Origin of the sequence: Bartonella sp. MM73XJBT, from assembly GCF_028618465.1 — a bacterium.
Classification (GTDB): Bacteria; Pseudomonadota; Alphaproteobacteria; order Rhizobiales; family Rhizobiaceae; genus Bartonella.
In genome coordinates, this window is record NZ_JAQISY010000006.1 from 48866 (window position 1) to 62744 (window position 13879).

Below are 13879 nucleotides of genomic sequence, written 5' to 3' on the forward strand. Positions count from 1 at the left end.
CATGAACAAAAAAAAGAACGCGCCAGTACGAAAAATAATTGCTGATAATCGTAAAGCTCGTTTTCATTATGAAATTCTCGATAATCTTGAGGCTGGTCTGGTATTACAGGGAGCAGAGGTGAAGTCTTTGCGTTCTAACCATGCCAATATTGCTGAAAGTTATGCGAGCTTTGAAAATGGAGAATTATGGTTAGTAAACAGCTATATTCCTGAATATACGCAAGCTAATCGTTTTAATCATGAGCCTCGTCGTTTGCGTAAATTATTAATTTCAAGACGTGAAATGGCACGTTTTTTTAACGCAACTTCTCGTGAAGGAATGACACTTGTTCCTCTCAAACTCTATTTTAATGAAAAAGGACGTGCTAAGTTAGAAATTGCTCTGGCACGTGGAAAAAAACTTCATGATAAACGCGAGACAGAGAAAAAACGGGATTGGGGACGTGAAAAAGCAAGACTTTTAAAAAGCTATGGATAACAGATTTGTTTGTATATTCTTTTTGTAGCATGACGAAAGAGATTTCAGCATTGATCCAGATATGTTCTTACTGCTTCGAAAACCTGATGGAACATAGCATCCGTTAAGCGACCAGTGTTGGTATTATAGCGTGAACAATGATAGCTTGAAAAAATGCGCAATCTACCAATGTTGTTTATTTCTCCATGTCCAAAGGGATGAGCTAGAATTTTTGCATTAAGGGCACGAAGTGTTGAGTGGTGTGCAATGGTACCAAGGGTGATAACAGCTTTAAGCTTGGGAAGATTTGTTAAAAGAGGTGAAAAGAAATATCGGCACGTATTAATTTCTTCACCAGTAGGTTTGTTTTCTGGTGGAACACAACGAACTGAGTTAACAATTGCTGCATCAATTAATTCAAGACTGTCATCGGCTCTTTCTTCAAAGTCTCCTTGGGCAAAACCAAATTTTTTCAAAGTGGAATAAAGCAAATGTCCAGCATAATCGCCAGTAAACGGGCGTCCAGTTCGGTTTGCTCCACGTAATCCAGGAGCAAGACCAACAATGAGAAGGCGCGTTGTAGCAGCACCTTTATAAGGAAAGAATGGACGCACCGGTGCATTATGCCAGCTTGGTTCTTTTATGCGCCAGTCAGAGATGAATTTATGCAAGCGTGGGCATAAATTGCAATTTTGTGGCGGTTCTGGGCACAGCAATGTTGATTGACAATTCATAGGGAGCTATTCATCACTTTTTATAAAAATTCTTTTGAGTTATTTATAAGGTATATGACGGATCTTATCTTTGTGAACAACTATAATGAATACAAATGCATGATTTAATAACAAACTTGAATATGAAATCTTGCTTCTAGCTTTCAAAGAGTCATAATCATTTAAGTGATTTATCCGATAAATAAGAGAGGGATAAATACGACGCGAATGGAATAAAAGTTCAGTTTTTAATGAATACATTATTATGATGTGTAAAGACAACTATCATGAGAGCAAAAGACTTTTAATAAGTTGAATGGCTCGTATAATTCTAAAAGATGTACTCCCAAAAGGAGAGAATCATTTGAACAAACAAGTATAGTTTTTGTTTGAAACCAGCATTCTTTAAGTTTCTTATTCTAAAATGATACTTATAACAAAGTTAGAGAGGTTGTGTATTTTTATAAAGCTTTCAAGAAGTTTTAAATGAGCTCTTTGAGCAAAAAATATGAAAACCTGCATTGTTTTTCTTGTGTTTTATTTTGTTTATTGTATATACTGTATACACATTATGAAGTTTTTTAATATTAAGAAAGAAGCATAAATGGCCCGCGTAACAGTAGAAGATTGTGTTGATAAAGTCGATAATCGCTTTGAGCTGGTGCTTTTAGCTGGGCATAGGGCACGTCAGATTTCACAGGGTGCACAAATTACGGTTGATCGTGATAATGATAAAAATCCAGTGGTTGCTTTACGTGAAATAGCAGACGAGACATTATCGCCTGCCGATTTGAAAGAAGATCTTATTCATTCATTGCAAAAGCATGTAGAAGTGGATGAGCCAGAAATGGCGAGTGAGTTTATTACGCATTCGGGTGAATCTGAGAGTATTTTTGGAGCCTCAATGGAGGAAGAGGGGAGTTCATTCGACCATATGTCCGAAGAAGAACTTCTAGCGGGCATTGAAGGTTTGGTTGTTCCAGAGAAGAGTGACGATTATTAATTGCGGCAGTTTGTATTACAAAAGCAAATATACTTGTGTCATGCGGTAGCGGTTATTTTTCTTGTCTTTTATTGACAGAATATTCATATTCAATAAGGATTAAATTGTGAAAATATAAAGGATATACTCGTATGATGCGTCAGTGTGAGCTTGTTGGGCGTGTTCAACGTTACAAGGCTGACGTGGATGAAGCTCTGTTAAAGAGAGCCTATGATTATGCAATGCGAAAGCATGGTCATCAAAAACGTGCTTCGGGTGATCTTTATTTTTCTCATCCTTTAGAAGTTGCTACTATTTTAACAGATATGCGGTTGGATGAAGCAACAATTGCTGTTGCTCTTTTGCATGATACTATTGAAGATACAAGTGCTACCCGAGCAGAAATTGACCAACTTTTTGGATCTGAAATTGGTAAGTTGGTTGAAGGGCTTACAAAACTTAATAAGCTTGACCTTGTATCGAAGAAAGCCGTACAAGCAGAGAATTTGCGTAAACTTCTTATTGCTATTTCTGATGATGTCCGTGTTCTTTTAGTAAAACTTGCTGATCGTCTTCATAATATGCGTACCCTTGGTGTTATGCGTGACGATAAGCGCCGACGTATTGCTGAAGAGACGATGGATATTTATGCGCCCCTTGCAGGTCGTATGGGTATGCAGGATATGCGCGAAGAGTTAGAAGATCTCTCTTTCTTTTATTTGAATCCAGAAGGTTATCGTACGATAACCAATCGACTTTCTGAATTATCAAAGCGTAATCGTGATTTGCTTTCTAGGATTGAAAATGAACTAGCAAAGCTCTTTTTCGAGAATGGCATTAAAGCAGATGTTAAAAGCCGTCAGAAAAAATCTTATTCCGTTTTTCGTAAAATGGAAAGTAAGGCATTATCTTTTGAACAATTATCCGATATTTTTGGCTTTCGCGTTATTGTTGACACAGTAAATGATTGTTATCGTGCTCTTGGTGTTATCCATACGACATGGCCCATGGTACCTGGTCGTTTTAAAGATTATATTTCTATACCAAAGCAGAATGATTATCGTTCTATTCATACAACAATTGTAGGTCCCTCAAGGCAACGCGTTGAACTACAGATTAGAACTGCTGCTATGGATGAAATTGCTGAATATGGCGTTGCAGCACATTCCATTTATAAAGATCATGGTTCCAATTATTCAACTGCGAAGTTATCGAACGAAACCAATGCCTATGCTTGGTTGCGCCAAACGATTCAATCTTTGTCAGATGGAGATAATCCAGAAGAATTTTTAGAACATACCAAGCTTGAGCTTTTTCAAGATCAAGTTTTTTGTTTTACGCCGAAAGGTCGATTGATTGCCTTTCCCAAAGGCGCGACCCCTATTGATTTTGCTTATGCAGTCCATACTGATATTGGTGATTCTTGTGTTGGGGTAAAAATCAATGGTCGCATTATGCCTTTAATGACAAAATTAAAAAATGGTGATGAAGTTGATATTATACGTTCACAAGCTCAAATTCCACCAGCAGCGTGGGAATTTCTTGTGGTAACTGGCAAAGCACGCTCAGCCATTCGCCGCGCAACCCGTGCGGCTGTACGGAAGCAATATTCAGGTTTGGGATATCGTATACTTGAGCGTTCATTTGAGTATATGGGAAAACAATTTTCAAAAGATATTCTTAAACAAGTTTTGCCACGTTTGGCACGCAAAGATGTGGAAGACGTATTGGCTGCTGTTGGACGTGGTGAGTTGCCGTCAACAGATGTGTTTAAAGCAGTTTATCCTGATTATCAAGATCACCGTGTCGTACAAAAGTCATCTTTTAAGCCTGGGGAAGAAGGTTGGTTTAACATTGAAAACGCTCAAGGTATGATTTTTAAGGTTCCGGAAAATGAAAAGGATGCAACTGCAGAAAATCGTCAATCTAAGGCATTACCTATTCGAGGAACCCGTGGTGATATTCCTGTACGTTTTTCTCCTGAAGGAGCTGTTCCAGGAGATCGGATTGTTGGCATTATGCAACCAGGGGCGGGGATTGTCATTTATCCAATACAGTCTTCGGCTTTGATGGCCTATGATGATCAGCCAGAACGATGGATTGATGTTCGCTGGGATATTGATGCCCAAATGAGTGAACGTTTTCCAGCTCGAATTAATATTTTGGCTGTTAATAGCCCTGGTTCATTAGCAGAAATTACCCAAGTAATTTCTGCTAATGATGCCAATATTCAAAATTTATCTCTTATTCATACAGCACCAGATTTCACAGAAATTATGATGGATCTGGAAGTTTGGGATTTAAAACATTTGAATCGTATTTTTTCTCAGTTAAAAGAGGCAGGTTCAGTGAGTGCAGTACGGCGGGTTCATGGATGAAAAAGAGAGATTTTGCGATGAATACACAAGATGTGATTACTATTTTTAAACAAGCAGATGCTATTTTGGAAGGACATTTTATTTTAACTTCAGGCCGTCATAGTGCTATTTATATGCAGAAGGCAAAAGTATTTATGCATGCTGATTTGACAGAGAAGTTATGTCGTGGATTGGCCGCAAAAATCAGAGAATCGATTGAGGGGCATATTGATTATGTTGTTGGTCCTGCGATTGGTGGTCTTATTCCCTCCTATGAGACTTCACGCCATCTTGGTATTCCTTCTCTATGGGTAGAGCGTGTAAATGGCGTATTTGAGTTGCGTCGTTTTGAAATAAAAAAGGGAGCACGGGTTGTGATTGTTGAAGATATTGTTACAACGGGTCTCTCTATTTGTGAAACGGTTGAGGCTTTGGTTGCTGCGGGAGCAGATGTTTTGGCGAGTGCGTGTATTCTTGATCGTTCTGGTGGTAAAGTTGATGTTGGAGTTCCCTTGATTGCACTTGCTGAATATGAGATAGCTTCTTACGCTCATGATGCGCTTCCTGCTGAACTTGCAGCACTCCCAGCGATCAAACCAGGAAGTCGGAATATTTAATTGTCTTTCTATTGTTTTTTAGGCAAAAAAACTAAAAGAAATCCGTTTGAATTGTACAAATTGTTTCATTGTCATAGGATGTATATTGAGAATCATATGCTTTTTCGTCGTCGAGAACCAATAGATTTTATAAAGCGTATTCGACTTTGGTTATGGCCACGTCGTTCATTTTCTCGCTCATTTAGCTACATACGTAAACGTATTTTGCGTATATCAGCAACGCCACATAAGGTTGCCTTAGGATTTGCTATAGGGATTTTTTTAGCTTGTTCGCCTCTCTTTGGTATGCATATTGTTTTAGCAATATTTTTTTCTTGGGTTTTACGGGCAAATTTTGCAGCAGCAATCACTGGAACGGTTTTTTCTAATCCCCTTACATTTTTGCTTATTGTTATGGCCGATTATAAGATAGGCTATTTCTGTTTATCATTTTTTAGCAATGTAGATGAGATTTCTCTTTCGCAAATTCGCGCTCTGTTTGATGGTTTGACACTGTCAAATGTATCTTTGCTTTTCAAGGGGGCATGGGTTTCAATCATGAGACCGATGATTTTAGGTGGTACTCTTTTAGGTGTTATTTTTAGCAGCTTATCTTATATAGGTGTTTATAGAGCCATTGCCCGCTTTCAACAAAAGCGATACAAAAAAATTATCAAAAAAAGCATTTATAGCAAAAAAAAGTCGAGTAATCTTTTATGATCATTGGTCTTGGAAATGATCTGGTTGATATAAGACGCATTGAGAAAATGTTGATCCGTTATGGTGATCGTTTTGTTCAACGTATTTTTACCGACATTGAACAGATCAGATCTGAAAATCTTCAAAAAAGATCTTCTTCTTACGCCAAAAGATTTGCGGCCAAAGAAGCATGTGCTAAGGCTTTAGGGACGGGAATCGCTTGTGGTGTGGGGTGGAAAGATATGGGGGTTATTAATTTGCCATCCGGCAAACCGATTATGAAATTAACGGATCGTGCGCAACTGCAATTACAAAAATTATTGCCTCCTTCTTATGAAGCTGTCATTCATCTAAGTATAACAGATGATTTTCCTTGGGCTCAGGCATTTGTTATTATCGAAGCACTTCCGCGTGGATAGATAGTATGAGAGATTGTGCTTTTTTTATTTGAACATTATGATAGAGAATGAATTATATTTGTGATGGGAAGGTGATCTGTAATGATCCAGAAAGAGAAAATGTATACAAAGGAAGAAAAAGGCGGGCTTCTTGAATTTATTTGGGTTTTGATACAGGCTCTGTTTTTAGCAGCGCTTATTCGGACACTTTTTTTTCAGCCTTTCAGTATTCCTTCCGGTTCCATGCGTCCTACGTTGCTTGTGGGAGATTATCTATTTGTTTCTAAATATGCATATGGATATTCTCATTTTTCCATACCTTTTTCTCCCCCTCTTTTCTCGGGGCGTATTTGGTCCTCTCAGCCTCAGCGTGGGGATGTTGTGGTTTTTCGTTTACCGAGTAATCCGAATATTGATTATATAAAACGTGTTGTTGGACTACCAGGTGATCGTGTACAAGTTCGTCAAGGTGTTCTTTATATTAATGATGAGGCTGTTTCTCGTCGTTTTATGGGGAAGATTGATAATTCTGATATAACAGAGGTGAATCACCCTGTTGACGTCTATCGTGAGACACTATCGAATGGTGTCAGCTACGATACACTTGATTTAGCTTTTATTCCGCAAGTTGATGACACGAAAGTTTTTGAAGTGCCACAGAGGCATTATTTTATGATGGGTGATAACCGTGATAATTCCGACGATAGTCGTTTAGATGTGGGCTATGTGCCAGAGGAGAATCTTATTGGGCGAGCAAGTGTGATTTTTTTCTCTATCAGGAATGGTTCAAGTGCTTGGCAGATTTGGCGTTGGCCATTTGATATACGTTGGAATCGTTTATTTTCTTTTATCAATAAGGTTCGTGATTTACCGCTTGTACAGCAAGGAATCAATAATGAAGCGTCCAATGATTGATCAGCTGGAGAAGCTGACGGGGCATCGCTTTAGAGATGAAGAGAGATTAAAAAGAGCATTAACACATTCTAGTGTCCAAGATTCGGAACAGGGAAATTATGAGCGGCTGGAATTTCTAGGGGATAGGGTTCTGGGGCTTTTGATTGCAGAAATGCTGTATCAATTTTTCCCACAGGCAAGTGAAGGTGAATTATCGGTACGTTTAAACGGTTTGGTGAATGCACATACATGTGCCGATATTGCACGAGAAATGGGTTTGCCTGAAATGATTCACGTGGGTTTCGAGATGAGAAACTTCGAGGGGCGTCGACTCATCAATATGCATGCTGATGTGGTAGAAGCTTTGATTGCTGTGATGTACCTAGATGGAGGATTGGAGAGCGTTCGCCCTTTTATTCAAAGATATTGGCAAAGTCGGGCAAAACAGATGAATGCTGGTCGACGTGATGCCAAGACAGAGTTACAGGAATGGGCTCATATGCAGGGCAATGCACAACCACATTATCAAATTATCAAACGTTCGGGTCCAGATCATGATCCTGTTTTTATGGTAGAGGTAAATGTTGCTGGTTTTGCTCCAGAAATTGGGCAGGGTAGTTCTAAGAGATATGCCGAAAGAATGGCAGCGGAGAAGATTTTACGCCGTGAAGGTGTATGGAAAACAATAGGAAAAAATGATCATGGGTGACGCTATGAAAACGCGTTCTGGTTTTGTGGTACTTATTGGGATGCCTAATGCTGGCAAATCGACATTAGTAAATCAATTAGTTGGGACAAAGGTTTCAATTGTAACTCATAAGGTACAAACAACACGGGCTTTGGTCCGTGGTATTGTCATTCATGAGAATACGCAAATTGTTTTGGTTGACACACCAGGTGTTTTTCGTCCTCACAAACCATTAGAACGTGCGATGGTATCGACTGCGTGGGGAAGTGTTAAAAGTGCTGATGTTCTTTTAGTTTTGATTGATGTTCAAAATGGTCTATCAGATGATGTTTATACAATGTTAGATATTATAAAAGACATTAAACAGGATAAAATCCTCGTCCTTAATAAAATTGATACAGTTGCTAAAGAATCTCTTTTATCGTTAACTGCCAAAATTAATGAGCGTGTTGCATTTTTGCAAACATTTATGATTTCTGCTCTCAATGGTTCTGGTTGCAAGGACTTGCTTCACGCGTTGAGTAACATGATGCAGGAGGGGCCATGGTATTATCCAGAGGATCAAATTTCAGATATGCCCATGCGCCATCTTGCTGCTGAAATAACGCGCGAAAAGCTTTTTCTTCGCCTTCATGATGAACTTCCATATTCTTCAACAGTTGAAACAGAAAACTGGGAGGAACGTTCAGATGGTTCCGTTAAAATTAATCAAGTCATCTATGTAGAGCGTGATAGTCAGAAAAAAATTGTTTTAGGAGCAAAAGGCGATACAATTAAAGCAATTGGTCAAGCAGCACGTAAGGAATTAATGGAAATCATGGATCAAAAAGTTCACCTTTTTCTCTTTGTGAAAGTGCGTGATAATTGGGACAGCGATCCAGAACGTTATCGTGAAATGGGATTGGATTTTCTAAAATAAAATGAAATGGAAAGAACAAGCCATTATACTTGGCACACGCCAATATGGTGAGACAAGTGTTATCCTTGAAATTATGACACGTCAGCATGGCCGTTATATGGGGGTGGTAAAAGGTGGACGTTCGCGTCGTATGGCAGCTGTACTTCAACCTGGGAATTTTGTTGAGGCTGAATGGTGGGCACGTTTAGATGAACATTTGGGACTTTTCCGACTTGAAGCGCTTGACTTACATGCGGCACGATTAATAGTTTTACCAGAAGCACTTTATGCTTTGCAGTTGATGGCGTTTCATTTGCGTCTTCTTCCTGAGCGTGATCCACATCCCAGCTTATATGATCTTTTACATCTTTTTATGCAAAATTTTGAGGAATCATCTATCATTGCAGAATTGCTTGTACATTTTGAAATGCGTCTTCTTGAGGAGCTTGGCTTTGGTCTTGATTTATCTCGTTGTGCTGCAACAGGAAGTCTAGAAAAGCTCTGTTATGTATCACCAAAATCTGGACGAGCTGTTTGTGAGCAAGCAGGGCACCCTTGGAGAGAAAAACTTCTCATTCTTCCCCAATTTCTTGTACAAAGAACGACTCGTCCGGTAGATTTTAGTGACATAATAAATGGTTTTATTCTAACGGGCTTTTTTTTAATGCGTCATGTTTGGGAACCACGAGCTGTGAAACAGCCGTCGGTGCGTATGAATTTGATACAATTGTTTGAACGTCGGTTTCATACGCAAGCATTAATTTGTTAATTGAATCAATATAAAGAGAATATGAGGATGCAAATCTTAACAACAATTACTGAAATGCGTCAATATATCGCTAAAGAACGACGTTTAGGCTCTTCAATTGGTTTGGTTCCCACTATGGGAGCATTACATGAAGGTCACCTTGCATTAGTAGAGAAGGCAAGAGCAATGTGTGATCGAAGTGTAGTTTCTATTTTTGTCAATCCCAAGCAATTTGCTCTCCATGAGGATTTTGATCAATATCCAAGAGATTTGCAGGGTGATTGTGCCTTGTTGAAAAAAGCAGGTGTTGATTATGTTTTTGCACCTTCTACCGATGAGATGTGGCCACTTGGAAATGATACAATTGTGAAGGTGGAAAAACTATCAGGTATATTAATCGGGAAATTACGTCCAGGGCATTTTTGTGGTGTGACCAGTGTTGTTGCTAAGCTTTTTAACATTGTTCAGCCAGATAAGGCTTTTTTTGGAGAAAAGGATTTTCAACAGATTTTCATTATTCGACGTATGGTTGAGGATTTAGCTTTTCCTATTGAAATTATTGGCGTTCCCATTTTACGCGAAGCAGATGGTGTAGCTCGTTCCTCACGGAATCAACTTTTAATACGAGAAGATCGCAAAGCAGCAAAAATTATTCCTGAAAGTGGTAAAGCTGCTGAACAGCTTTACCACCAAGGAGAACGATCGGTTAACAAATTATGCAAAATTGTTCGCGATATTTTACAACAAGAATCGCGCGCAATTATTGAATCTATAGATTTGCGGGATATGGAAACATTATGTGTTGCCAAAGGAAAACTAGAAAAGCCTGCGGTTTTACTCCTCACTGTTCGTTTTGGTGCTGTGAGGCTTATTGATCAATATATATTGCAAGAGAAGGTTGACAAATGAGTATACATAATAAAACCATAAAACGTATAACTTCTGCTGAGATACGTTCAAGAAAAGGGCAACAACCGATTGTTTCGCTCACGGCGTATCAGGCTTATACCGCACGGATTGCTGATCCCTATTGCGATTTGCTTTTGGTTGGTGATAGCGTTGGTATGGTCGTCTATGGGTTTGAGACAACACTTCCTGTGAGTTTAGATATGATGATTTTGCATGGGCAGGCAGTTATGCGTGGCTCTCAAAAGGCCCTTATCGTTGTGGATATGCCTTTTGGTTCTTATGAAGAAAGTCCAGAACAAGCTTTTTTGAATGCATCGCGTATCCTTGCCCAAACCGGATGTGGAGCAGTTAAGCTTGAAGGTGGTGTTTATATAGCAAAAACAATCGATTTTTTATGTAAACGCGGCATTCCAGTGATGGGACATATCGGCCTTACTCCACAGGCTGTGAATCGTTTTGGTGGTTTTAAGACGCAAGGGCGCAACGAGAGTGATTGGCAAAAGATTAAAACTGATGGAGCAGCGATTGAAGAGGCTGGTGCTTTTGCTGTTGTTGTAGAAGGAGTTGTCGAGCCTTTAGCAGCAGAGCTTACAGAAAAACTTGCTATTCCAACAATTGGTATTGGTGCATCTAATCAGTGTGATGGACAAATATTGGTTATGGAAGATATGTTGGGTTATGGTAGTTATGTGCCAAAATTTGTGCGTCGTTATGGTGCTCTTGAACAAGCAATGGAAACCGCAATCAAGAATTATGCAGAAGATGTTACATCTCGTGCTTTTCCAGCGGATAAAGAAGTTTATAAACTGCAATAAAATCCCATTTAATATGAAAAAGATAATAATATTTATTATCAAATGTCTGTGAAGCTATGCAAACGCAAAGCAAGTTATGTTTATTATTTTACAGAGGATTGATAGAAGCTAATACATCTTTCCAATCTATGTTCACTCTATTGATCGTTTTATGAGGTTATTGGGTTAATAAAACTTGTGCTGTTTTTGTAAATCGATATCTAAATTTAGCATAGCCACATGTTTGAAATAGAGTTTAAGGAGAATGAAAGCTCCGCAGTTCCAGTTTTGTATGCCAGATTGGAAGGTGAGTGCATATATCTGTTTAGGCAAACTGTAAAACAGGAAAAAAACTCACTTGGAAAAAATATGAAGGCATAAAGGTAAAATCAGCGTCTATCTTTCCAAATAACGAGATTACGCATTGTCTCGCGCTTTTATTTATTGCGTTCTCATGGGACATACTCCTCACGCAACATAGAGCCTCACTCTATTGACCTTTATACATTTATTTTAAAGAAACATTTCTTAATATTCTTAAACCCATTTCACGATTATAGCCCATGAATGGTATAACGGTAAATCTATGAGGCACCATCATCTTTATGCTTATGAAAAAGCCAGCATCATCAGACTATTTTCTAGCTCCTAATATTATGCCAGACCTTGCATCTAAGAGTATTCATAAGAGGTATTTTTCTTCTTTTTTAAGTGTACCCATACACCATTCTCATTTATGATGTGCAAGCAAGGAACTTACATTGGTTTTATATAAGAGGATTTGAGACAAGAAAATTTTACTATACTCGAAGCTATTGTTGAATATGAGAAATGATGATTTATGAAGATAAATCAATATGCGATTTATTTTTAGTCATACATATCGATTTTTTCATATATTACTGATTTATGTTCAAAATTGGCTATAATTGCCTCATAAACACACAATTTTTTGAAGGACTTGTGGATAATATATTACAAAAAGCTGAAACTTAAAGAATGGCTACTTTTGTTGGTTCTAAGCGACTTTATCAAGAGGCCAAAATTATAAAGTATCAAATATCTATAAGAAGAATAGGTAGGATGAGAAAATTTCTTCGTATAGTGGTTGTATTCAAGAAGCTGTTCAGTAAAAAAGACTGCCAGCTCATTATTTTTTTTTCAGCTAAAACAATAAGATGAATGAGGCAAAGAGAATTATGATGACTTCTGAATATCAAGATTATTAAAACGTGTTAAAAAGGCGCTTTCAATTTGTTGTGTAGAATAGGGTTGTAAATTGAGATCATCGCATAAAATATGATTCGGAGAACCAAAATAGCGAAGGGCTTCTTCTGTATTAAATCCAGCAAGCGTGATAGCTTCGTAGAATGCAGCAATACGGTCGGCTTGTTTAATTTTTTTTGAGAGCTTTTGAGAAGGATTAATAGGGAGAGAAAAACGCATATGGATAGCGTCTTGTATACGTTTTTCGATGGTTTCATATTGTTTTCCGATGACAGCTTTAAAGGGCGAAATAATATCACCGATAACGTATTCTGGCGCGTCATGTAGAAGAGCACACAAACGTTCATTACTGCGCGATTGAGGACAAAGCTTTTGAAATATTTGTTCTACCAAAAGTGAATGTTGTGCAACAGAATAGGCATGATCACCTTGGGTTTGACCGTTCCAACGTGCAACGCGGGCAAGTCCATGAGCAATATCTTCGATTTCAATATCAAAGGGTGAAGGATTGAGGATGTCAAGTCGTCGGCCAGAGAGCATTCTCTGCCAAGCACGTGCTTCTCCATTTTTTGATAATTCAGCTTTAGCCATTAAGGTGTTTCCACAGTGTTTTCAGGAAAGGTAAAATTCATATTTTCAGCAATGCTTATGGTGACAGGAACATCGTTCACTGTAAATGGGATATTATGCTCCATTGCATCTTTGACATGGTCAATACGCGTTAAAATGAGAGCTTCGTTTGCAGCGCATGTTCCCAAGGAACCAAGTACTTTGCCTCCTGCTTTAACGCTAGAACCTAGAGTTAATTCATGCTGACTTTTTACGATTAAAATGCGGCGGCGCATTGTGCGACGGTGATGCATTCGCGAAACAATTTCTTGTCCAATATAACACCCCTTGTTAAAGGAAAGTCCATTAATTTGATCATAATTAATATCATGAGGAAAGACTTTTCCGATTTCATAATCTTTATCACTTTCTGCGATTGCATAACGGATACGCAATTGATTCCAATAATCATGATATTCTGAAACCAAAAACGGTGTTGTTCCATAGGTCCGTATTATTTTTTGTTTTTGTGGAAAGCGTTTATCAATAAAACTTGAATCAAAATTTAAACTATTTGATTCATTATCCCAAGAAACTGTAACAAGTTCTTGTAATGGTTTTATAATTTCCACTTTTTTATGTAGTTTATAGAGGAGCAGACGTTTATAGAGAATATCAGCTAAAGAGAAAGTGGTATCAATGAAATAACCGTCTTCTCTTTTTCCGATAAGAAAATCAGCAATAACTTTTCCTTGTGGTGATAAAAGAGCTCCAGGGAAAATTTCTTGAGAGCCGATTTTTGTCACATCTGTTGTGATAAGAACCTGCAGAAAATCTGTTGCTTCTTCACCCGTAATTTCAATAATCTTACGTTTTTTTAAGAGAATGGCATTTTGTTTTTCAATCATGGTTCTTGCCTTTCTAGCCAAAGTTACCTAATCGATAAAGAAAGGATATGTAAGGAGCACGG

Annotated in this window: 15 protein-coding genes; 12 read left to right on the forward strand and 3 right to left on the reverse strand. The window is 38.2% G+C overall.

What is annotated here, in order from left to right:
- The first annotated feature begins 1 nt into the window (after position 1).
- Positions 2–478, forward strand: a complete 477-nt coding sequence (gene smpB / locus PVV69_RS03425; protein ID WP_273720516.1) for an SsrA-binding protein SmpB — start codon at positions 2–4, stop codon at positions 476–478.
- A 44-nt stretch (positions 479–522) separates the two neighbouring features.
- Here the strand turns inward: smpB and PVV69_RS03430 are convergent, their stop codons facing one another.
- Positions 523–1191, reverse strand: a complete 669-nt coding sequence (locus tag PVV69_RS03430; protein ID WP_273720517.1) for a uracil-DNA glycosylase — start codon at positions 1189–1191, stop codon at positions 523–525.
- A 583-nt stretch (positions 1192–1774) separates the two neighbouring features.
- On the opposite strand from PVV69_RS03430, the gene rpoZ reads away from it, so the two are divergent.
- From rpoZ to panB, 11 genes are all read left to right on the forward strand, one after another.
- Positions 1775–2173, forward strand: coding sequence for a DNA-directed RNA polymerase subunit omega (rpoZ, locus tag PVV69_RS03435; RefSeq protein ID WP_273756455.1), 399 nt, complete (start codon positions 1775–1777; stop codon positions 2171–2173).
- A 131-nt stretch (positions 2174–2304) separates the two neighbouring features.
- Positions 2305–4530, forward strand: coding sequence for a bifunctional (p)ppGpp synthetase/guanosine-3',5'-bis(diphosphate) 3'-pyrophosphohydrolase (locus tag PVV69_RS03440; protein ID WP_273720519.1), 2226 nt, complete (start codon positions 2305–2307; stop codon positions 4528–4530).
- 17 nt (positions 4531–4547) lie between these two features.
- Positions 4548–5126, forward strand: coding sequence for an orotate phosphoribosyltransferase (pyrE, locus tag PVV69_RS03445; protein ID WP_273720521.1), 579 nt, complete (start codon positions 4548–4550; stop codon positions 5124–5126).
- A gap of 96 nt (positions 5127–5222) precedes the next feature.
- Positions 5223–5825: a DUF2062 domain-containing protein gene (locus PVV69_RS03450; RefSeq protein ID WP_273756456.1), complete on the forward strand. Its 603-nt coding sequence runs from the start codon at positions 5223–5225 to the stop codon at positions 5823–5825.
- A complete protein-coding gene (gene acpS / locus PVV69_RS03455) occupies positions 5822–6223 on the forward strand; it encodes a holo-ACP synthase (protein ID WP_273720524.1) in 402 nt (133 codons plus the stop codon). The genes PVV69_RS03450 and acpS overlap by 4 nt, the downstream gene beginning before the upstream one ends.
- A gap of 81 nt (positions 6224–6304) precedes the next feature.
- Positions 6305–7117 carry a signal peptidase I gene (gene lepB, locus PVV69_RS03460; RefSeq protein ID WP_273756457.1) on the forward strand — a complete coding sequence of 271 codons (813 nt, stop codon included), beginning with the start codon at positions 6305–6307 and terminating at the stop codon, positions 7115–7117.
- Complete coding sequence (rnc, locus tag PVV69_RS03465) at positions 7098–7805, forward strand: ribonuclease III (RefSeq protein WP_273756458.1); 708 nt, start codon at positions 7098–7100, stop codon at positions 7803–7805. Before lepB ends, rnc begins: the two co-directional genes overlap by 20 nt.
- Positions 7798–8703 (forward strand): GTPase Era, encoded by a 906-nt coding sequence (era, locus tag PVV69_RS03470; protein ID WP_273720529.1) that lies wholly within the window; start codon positions 7798–7800, stop codon positions 8701–8703. Before rnc ends, era begins: the two co-directional genes overlap by 8 nt.
- Position 8704: 1 nt before the next feature.
- Positions 8705–9451, forward strand: coding sequence for a DNA repair protein RecO (gene recO / locus PVV69_RS03475; protein ID WP_273756459.1), 747 nt, complete (start codon positions 8705–8707; stop codon positions 9449–9451).
- A gap of 27 nt (positions 9452–9478) precedes the next feature.
- On the forward strand, positions 9479–10339 hold the full coding sequence (panC, locus tag PVV69_RS03480; RefSeq protein ID WP_404978365.1) for a pantoate--beta-alanine ligase: 861 nt from the start codon (positions 9479–9481) through the stop codon (positions 10337–10339).
- Positions 10336–11154 (forward strand): 3-methyl-2-oxobutanoate hydroxymethyltransferase, encoded by an 819-nt coding sequence (panB, locus tag PVV69_RS03485; protein WP_273756461.1) that lies wholly within the window; start codon positions 10336–10338, stop codon positions 11152–11154. Before panC ends, panB begins: the two co-directional genes overlap by 4 nt.
- Before the next feature lie 1176 nt (positions 11155–12330).
- Here panB and PVV69_RS03490 read toward each other — a convergent pair.
- The gene (locus tag PVV69_RS03490; protein WP_273756462.1) at positions 12331–12951 is read right to left on the reverse strand and encodes an HD family hydrolase; all 621 of its coding nucleotides are present in this window, start codon (positions 12949–12951) and stop codon (positions 12331–12333) included.
- Positions 12951–13817, reverse strand: a complete 867-nt coding sequence (locus tag PVV69_RS03495) for a folate-binding protein YgfZ (RefSeq protein ID WP_273756463.1) — start codon at positions 13815–13817, stop codon at positions 12951–12953. The genes PVV69_RS03490 and PVV69_RS03495 overlap by 1 nt, the downstream gene beginning before the upstream one ends.
- Between the last annotated feature and the right edge of the window lie 62 nt (positions 13818–13879).

Coding starts and splice junctions, on each gene's coding strand:
- PVV69_RS03430 (WP_273720517.1), bottom strand. CDS start 1,191: ATGAATTGTCAATCAACATTGCTGTGCCCAGAACCGCCACAAAATTGC.
- PVV69_RS03490 (WP_273756462.1), bottom strand. CDS start 12,951: ATGGCTAAAGCTGAATTATCAAAAAATGGAGAAGCACGTGCTTGGCAG.
- panB (WP_273756461.1), top strand. CDS start 10,336: ATGAGTATACATAATAAAACCATAAAACGTATAACTTCTGCTGAGATA.
- PVV69_RS03440 (WP_273720519.1), top strand. CDS start 2,305: ATGATGCGTCAGTGTGAGCTTGTTGGGCGTGTTCAACGTTACAAGGCT.
- pyrE (WP_273720521.1), top strand. CDS start 4,548: ATGAATACACAAGATGTGATTACTATTTTTAAACAAGCAGATGCTATT.
- PVV69_RS03450 (WP_273756456.1), top strand. CDS start 5,223: ATGCTTTTTCGTCGTCGAGAACCAATAGATTTTATAAAGCGTATTCGA.
- era (WP_273720529.1), top strand. CDS start 7,798: ATGGGTGACGCTATGAAAACGCGTTCTGGTTTTGTGGTACTTATTGGG.
- PVV69_RS03495 (WP_273756463.1), bottom strand. CDS start 13,817: ATGATTGAAAAACAAAATGCCATTCTCTTAAAAAAACGTAAGATTATT.
- panC (WP_404978365.1), top strand. CDS start 9,479: ATGCAAATCTTAACAACAATTACTGAAATGCGTCAATATATCGCTAAA.
- recO (WP_273756459.1), top strand. CDS start 8,705: ATGAAATGGAAAGAACAAGCCATTATACTTGGCACACGCCAATATGGT.
- rpoZ (WP_273756455.1), top strand. CDS start 1,775: ATGGCCCGCGTAACAGTAGAAGATTGTGTTGATAAAGTCGATAATCGC.
- lepB (WP_273756457.1), top strand. CDS start 6,305: ATGATCCAGAAAGAGAAAATGTATACAAAGGAAGAAAAAGGCGGGCTT.
- smpB (WP_273720516.1), top strand. CDS start 2: ATGAACAAAAAAAAGAACGCGCCAGTACGAAAAATAATTGCTGATAAT.
- rnc (WP_273756458.1), top strand. CDS start 7,098: ATGAAGCGTCCAATGATTGATCAGCTGGAGAAGCTGACGGGGCATCGC.
- acpS (WP_273720524.1), top strand. CDS start 5,822: ATGATCATTGGTCTTGGAAATGATCTGGTTGATATAAGACGCATTGAG.